Raw genomic sequence first — 6114 nt, 5'->3', positions numbered from 1 at the left:
CCCGCTACCCAGCAGGCAAAACACACCCAACACCCAAGAAAAAGAACACCGTTGCAACCGGCAAAGCCGGTCGCAACGGTAAAAAGTAAAGCTAATGAGACGGGACAACAGCCCTCCGCCGCCGGCTTTGCACAAGGCCCGCCAGACAGAACCTGGTCCGGATTTCCCACCGAGCGCAAGCTCCAGATGTCAGGAGGCAAGCCTTATGGAGGACTTCACCTGGTCGTAGACCTTCTGGGTGCGCTCGTCGGCACCGGGGTTGTCACTGCCCACCCCCACCACGATCGTGGTGTCAGGCGTCACCACCGCGAACATCCGTCTCCGGAAGGTCGAGACATTGGGGTCCGGAGGCTGGACCGTGTAGCCCATCTCCGCGGCGGGGTGCCCCGCGATCGTCAACCGGTTCTCGTACTCGTCGTGGTAGTACTCGCCGTAGTTGTTCATGCCCTGGCCGTCGTAGTCGAGCAGCGCCTTGAGGGGATCGGCGGCCTTCTTGCCCGTGTCGTAGACGCGGACCCAGAGGCCCACCGTCGCTTTTCCGGTCCCGAGCACGACGTCGCAGGGCGCGTACCGGGACCGCTTTCCGTCGTCTGTGTCCCTTTCCGACTGCTTGTTCTTCCACGGCGTCGGAATCTTGAACGTGACCGGCAGCTTGCATGCCGAACGGGCGCCGCCTAACGACGCGACGTGGTCGCCCTCGTCCCGTGCGCAGTACAGGGCCGCCCCGGCCAGCAGCGCGGTACCCAGCACCCCCGCGGTCCATCGTCGTATGCGGCTCGACACCTGGGTCCCCCTCCCTCTGGTTCCGCCGAACGGTAGCCGACTTCCGCAAAACGATTCAACTGATGCGGTAGAGGCCAGGCGGCCGGAACGTCGGCGTACCGCTCAGGCAGGCTCTCCACCTGGTCACGGTTTCACGCGGAGTCAATGGCCAGTCGAAGCCGCATTCCTGGCAAGGGCTCCGGCACGGGCGTGCTCCCCAAAATTCCATGGGAGAACAGCTCATCGAGCCGGCGGTATCTGCTGATCACCGACCCGTCGGACAGGCCCTGACCGGAACAGCAGCGACGGACCAGATCAATTGAGACGGCACCGGGCAACCGCGCGTGCGAGACCAGATCCACTGAGATTTCCAGGGTCGCAGTGTCTCAGTTCTTCTGGTCGCTGTAGGTCGCAGGCATCACCAGGGACCAGATCATCTGAGACGGGACACCGGCGTCCGCAGCGGTCGTTTCGGCTTGCTCATTACGGCACACCGCACCCAGTCGCTCGTCGTCCACCGGCCGGAACAGCAACGGCTGGAGATGTTCGCCGGCGCATTCCCGCATCGCGGCCGCGCGGGGGACCGAGGGCGTCCCGATCGCCCGCTGTTCGGTGCACGACGGCGCGTCGGGCATCTTCCGCACCAGCCGATCGCGCATCAGCGCGGCCGGGCAGTGCACTGTCTCGGGCAGCCCGGAGGTCAACGCCTCCCGGATGTCCCGCACCGTGGCCCCACGTTGCAGCCATTCACCCGCCAACGGCGCGAGCCGTCCCACCCGTTTCATAGACTACATGTTCACGATGGGGACTGAGTGCTGTTCGTTGCAACTCATCAGGATGCCAAGGCAGCGGAGCCCGGCCGCCGTAGGCGGCCGGGCTCCGGGATGGGTGTGCAGCGGACCTCAGCTGGAGACGTGCGTTCTGTCGGGTTTCCCTGATCGCCTGGCCCATGCACGGATGATCTCTGCGGCGAGCCAGTGCCCGCGGGCCTCTGCTTCGGCCTCTGGGAGAACGCCATCGGTGGGGCGAAGCGGGTCAGCTCCGCGTGCGAGAAGGAAGGCGGTCACGTCGACGCGGAGTGGTTCGCCGCTCTGGATGTGTCCGTCGACCTCGATGTCGATGGCATGGCGGAGCAACGTCCAACCGTCACCGTTGTCGTCTTCCACGTCGTAGCCTCCGTCCAGCAGTTCGCGCAGTTTCGGGAGGTCTTCGTGTTCGACGGCGAAATGACCTGGGGACCAGGACACGGCAGAGCTCCAGAGGGTGGCGGGCGGTTTCGGATAGCGGGTCCATCACATCATGTGACAGGTTGCGTGATCTGGGCTTCGAGGTCGGCGACGCGGCGGTCCTGGAAGCGGAGGTTGGAGCGGGCGGCTTTGAGTCGTTCGTCGAGGGTCCGGTTGTCGGCGGTCAGCTGTCGGACCCTTTGCTTGAGGGTGGTGTTCTCTGTGGTGATTCGTTGGATGGCCTCTTCGGTCCACTCGGCCTGCAAGTCCCTTATGTGACCGTGTAGTTCACCGATTTGGGTTCGTTGGGCGAGGATCTCGGCCTGGGCGGCTTTGAGCATGTCCTCAGCGTTCAGCGCGTGCTCGCGCCAGGTTGCCTCTCGCTCGTTGCCCTGGTCGGCGAGCGTGCCGGGCCGCCGGTCGTTTGCTTCGGCTACCGCTGTGGCGACGATGGCCCGGGCCTCGGGGTTGGAGAAGGCTGGCTTCCGTACCGTGTTACGTGACAACCCAGGGGCGCGGAACTTCCGCTGCGGGTCAGCCAGGATCCCGCGCGGATCCGCGCATCCGGCGCCGAGCGGTCGCCGCCGCGGGAGCTGACTCGGCCGTCAACCGGTCGCATGGGCGGATGATTGGGCCCCATTCCAGCTGTTCTGGCCGGGCTAGGGTCGAAGTCGACGGCCGCGAAGGATGCCGTCGGCCGTGCGGAAGGAGTCGCCCTCGGATGTCCGCCGTCAGCGTCGCTCTGTCCGTCGTCGTCGGAGCCCTGGCCGGCGCCGTGGCGCGCCCGGTGGTCTTCGCCCGGTCGGTGCCCGCACCCGCCTCCTTTCGCAGTCGGTGTCCGGCCTGTGCGCACCACCTCCTTGCCCGGCCCCGCCCGCTGCCGGTATCGGGGCGCTGCCCGAAGTGCAACGAGCGCATCGGGCCTGCCGCGCTCTCGGTGGAGTTGACGATGGCTGCCGCCTTCGCCGCGGTCGCGGCGGGCGGCGCGACCGGCTGGTTCGCCGCTGCGCAGTACTGGTTCGCCGCGTGCGGCATCGCCCTGGCGGTGATCGACGTTGCGGTCCAGCGTCTTCCTGACGCGCTCACCGTGCCTGCCTGCACCGGAACGCTTCTGCTGCTCACTGCGGCCGCCGTGGCGGGCGAGCCCGGCAGCCTCGGCCGCGCGGCAGCTGCGGCTGCCGCTGTCACGGCCACCTTTCTCCTCCTGGCGCTCCTTGCCGAGATGGGCATGGGCGACGTGAAGTTCGCCCCGGCCATCGGCGCGCTTCTCGGCTGGAGCAGTTGGAGGAACGCGCTGTGGGGCACCGCCGCCGGCTTCCTTCTCGGCGCGGTGGCTGCCGTGGCGTTGCTCGTCTCCGGACGCGGGCGCCGTACTCGGCTCGCCTTCGGACCCTTCATGGTCATCGGGGCGCTCGCCGTGACCGTCACGATCGGCTGACCAGAACCCCGCAGGCGGTGGCCAGTTCGACCTGGCGAAGCCGCGGAGGGTGGCGGTGTCCTCCGGCTCGCATCCGGTATCGGTCTTGGGGCATCTTCACGGAATGCGGTGTCGCGTACGAAGCGGATCCGGCTTTCGTTCAGCCACTGCGACCTTGCGATGTGCGCGATCTGCTCGGGAGTAGCCTGCCGGCTGATCAGGTCGGTGATGGCGTAGACGGTCTCATGGGTGCGCTTGCCGGTCCTGGCCGACGTGCAGCGATGCCGCACGGTCCTTGGCCCAAGCTGATGGCCGCCGAGCGACCGCGGGAGGAAGCCGGGCGCCTGCGTGCCACATCACTCGCCTGACAAGCGGCTGGCCGTCTCCGAGCGAGCTGCGCACCGATGCCTCCGGCGTCGCCGACGATCTGGTCCGCCACGATCACGGCACGGCACCAGCCTGATCCGCAACGTCCCGCCAGTTTTGGAAGACGGCTGCACCGACGCGCAACGAGACGCAGTGCGTGTCTACGTCCGCGAAGAGTGGATCGCCTCGCAGGAGAGGTGGAAAGGCAGATGAGTACCCGTCAGCCCGCTGGCGTGGGGCAAGTACGGGGGACGTCCGGCTGTGACGGGACAGCGTCGTGCCCGTTGGGCCGGCCGATATTCAACGGCCCACGGCCGGCCACGTCGTTCTGGCCACGGTGTCCGGGGTCCGTACTGCATGTCGCGCTCGTTCATGCCGAGTTGGAAGGTTGCCCCGGTGCGGACGGCGAGCTTGCCGTGCCAGGTGACCACGCCTGTCTGTGGACCCCAGGCGGAGAGGTTTTACCCAACGGTCGACCAGCAGCGCGTCGCCGTGTCGTAGCGTCACTGCATTCCTTGATCACGATCGTGGACGCCTTCGGCCGGCTGGTTCAGCCCTCCGCCGAGGCGGCCCGTCTGGAGGCATGCCATGAATTGTGTCGACATACGAAGTGCGGCCGCGGAACTGCCGGATGCCTGGAGCTCATTCCTGCTCGGGCAGGTCGGGAGTACGGGGGTGAAGGTGTTGCGGATGGACGGGCGTCGCCTGGCACCGGAATCCCATGACGTAGCGGAAGCGCTGCTGGTGGTGGACGGCACCCTGCGGTTGGTGGCGGACGGCACCGAGGTCGAAGTGCGCGCGGGGGAGATGTACATCGTTGAGGCGGACGTGGAGCATGCCGTGTGCCCCGGGAGCCACGGCACACTCGTCATCATTGAGCACCTTTCCAACCCAACCCAAGGGCAATACCGGTGACTTTGTGCGGTGTGGGGGAGGGGCGTGACGCTACGGGCCGGCGAGCGGGCTCCTCGCGGCCCCGGTGTGGGGCAGGGCGCCGGCAGAGATGAGCTCGGAGACGTCGACGGTGCCGGCCCCGGCCCGCGGTGCGGGGATGAGGGCCCACAACGTCGCGAGGGCGGCGAAGGCGGCCAGCAGGGCGGCGGCTCCCTTGCGGCCCTTCGCCCAGCGGGCCCGGAACCGGATCGGGTCCTCCACCAGGACCTTGGACAGCCACGCGGCCGCGAGGGATACGGCGAGGATGACGGCCGTACGGCTCCAGCCCCTCAGGCCGAGGCGTTCCTCGCTCAGGAGCAGGTAGACGGGCCAGTGCCACAGGTAGAGGCTGTAGGAGACCAGGCCGCACCAGCGCAGGGGCGGCGCGGCGAAGGCGCGGCCCACCGCAGTGCGGGGTGCCTGGGTGAGGCAGCCGATGAGCAGGGCGGCGGCCAGGGCGTGGAGGAAGAGCCCGCCCTGGAAGAGGGAGAGGTCCTTCTGCCCGTCGGACAGGGCCCAGTACGCCCCGATCCCGCACGCCAGGGCCAGGCTTGCCCAGGCCGTGGCCCGTTCGCCGGCGCGTGCCAGGAGAGCGGTGGCCGGTGGCGTGGCCATGAGAGAGCCCAGGAGGAGCGAGAAGGCGCGGGTGTCGGTGCCCTCGTAGACGCGCGTGGTGTCGACGGGGTTGGTGAACACGATCATGAGGACCAGTGAGACGACGGCCCCAGCCGCGGCCACGACGGCGACGCGCCGGCCGCCGTTGCGGCCGCGGGCCAGCAGGCCGATGGCCAGGGGCCAGACCAGGTAGAACTGTTCCTCGACCGCGATGCTCCACAGGTGGCCGAAGATCCGGGTGTCGGCCGCGTTCCAGTATCCGACCTGGTCGGCGATGAAGTGCCAGTTGGCGAGGTTGGCCGTCACCCAGGGCGCGTCGTCGAGGGCGTAGCGGAGCAGGGACGGCGGGCCGAGCGCCCAGACCAGGAGCAGGGTGCCGGCGATCGTGACGGCGAGGGCCGGCAGCAGGCGGCGCGCGCGCCGCCCCCAGAAGGCCAGGAGGTCGACGCGGCCGTCGCGCGCCTGTGTCTCCTTCAGCAGCAGGCCGGTGATCAGGAAGCCGGAGAGGACGAAGAACAGGTCGACGCCGAGGAAGCCGCCGCTGAAATGGCCTGCGTGGAAGAACAACACACCCAGGACGGCCAGGCCGCGCAGGCCGTCCAAGGGCGCGATGTGCCGCTTGCCGGACGGCGCGGGGCCGATCATCGCGTGGCGGCGGTGGGTGCGCACGGGTTTCGTCGAGGTGGGCATGGGTCTCCAACGAGAGGAACGAGCCGGCCCGGCTCAGTCCCGAAGGGGCCGAGCCGGGCCGGCCACCGAGCCGAGCCGTCATGGGGCCGGCAGGCCGTCCGGCAA

7 protein-coding genes are annotated in these 6114 nt (G+C 68.6%); 2 read left to right on the top strand and 5 right to left on the bottom strand.

What is annotated here, in order from left to right:
- Window positions 1-189 precede the first annotated feature (189 nt).
- From ACIQE0_RS37910 to ACIQE0_RS37895, 4 genes are all read right to left on the bottom strand, one after another.
- Window positions 190-783 carry a lipoprotein gene (locus ACIQE0_RS37910; RefSeq protein WP_402340719.1) on the bottom strand — a complete coding sequence of 198 codons (594 nt, stop codon included), beginning with the start codon at window positions 781-783 and terminating at the stop codon, window positions 190-192.
- Window positions 784-1148: 365 nt separating this feature from the next.
- Window positions 1149-1547: a hypothetical protein gene (locus tag ACIQE0_RS37905; protein WP_402340716.1), complete on the bottom strand. Its 399-nt coding sequence runs from the start codon at window positions 1545-1547 to the stop codon at window positions 1149-1151.
- A 117-nt stretch (window positions 1548-1664) separates the two neighbouring features.
- Entirely contained in the window at window positions 1665-2009 is a 345-nt protein-coding gene (locus ACIQE0_RS37900) for an ankyrin repeat domain-containing protein (RefSeq protein WP_366338406.1), read from the bottom strand.
- Between the two features lie 50 nt (window positions 2010-2059).
- Window positions 2060-2494, bottom strand: a complete 435-nt coding sequence (locus tag ACIQE0_RS37895) for a hypothetical protein (protein ID WP_366338404.1) — start codon at window positions 2492-2494, stop codon at window positions 2060-2062.
- Window positions 2495-2709: 215 nt separating this feature from the next.
- On the opposite strand from ACIQE0_RS37895, the gene ACIQE0_RS37890 reads away from it, so the two are divergent.
- Window positions 2710-3426 carry a prepilin peptidase gene (locus ACIQE0_RS37890; RefSeq protein ID WP_402340713.1) on the top strand — a complete coding sequence of 239 codons (717 nt, stop codon included), beginning with the start codon at window positions 2710-2712 and terminating at the stop codon, window positions 3424-3426.
- Between the two features lie 933 nt (window positions 3427-4359).
- Window positions 4360-4686 (top strand): cupin domain-containing protein, encoded by a 327-nt coding sequence (locus ACIQE0_RS37885; RefSeq protein WP_402340711.1) that lies wholly within the window; start codon window positions 4360-4362, stop codon window positions 4684-4686.
- 30 nt (window positions 4687-4716) lie between these two features.
- Here the strand turns inward: ACIQE0_RS37885 and ACIQE0_RS37880 are convergent, their stop codons facing one another.
- Window positions 4717-6009, bottom strand: a complete 1293-nt coding sequence (locus ACIQE0_RS37880) for an acyltransferase family protein (RefSeq protein ID WP_402340708.1) — start codon at window positions 6007-6009, stop codon at window positions 4717-4719.
- Between the last annotated feature and the right edge of the window lie 105 nt (window positions 6010-6114).

The sequence above is a fragment of the Streptomyces sp. NPDC093097 genome, assembly GCF_044754325.1.
Classification (GTDB): domain Bacteria; phylum Actinomycetota; class Actinomycetes; order Streptomycetales; family Streptomycetaceae; genus Streptomyces.
Note: the sequence above shows the minus strand (reverse complement) of the source record. Positions and strands in the feature narration are given on the sequence as shown.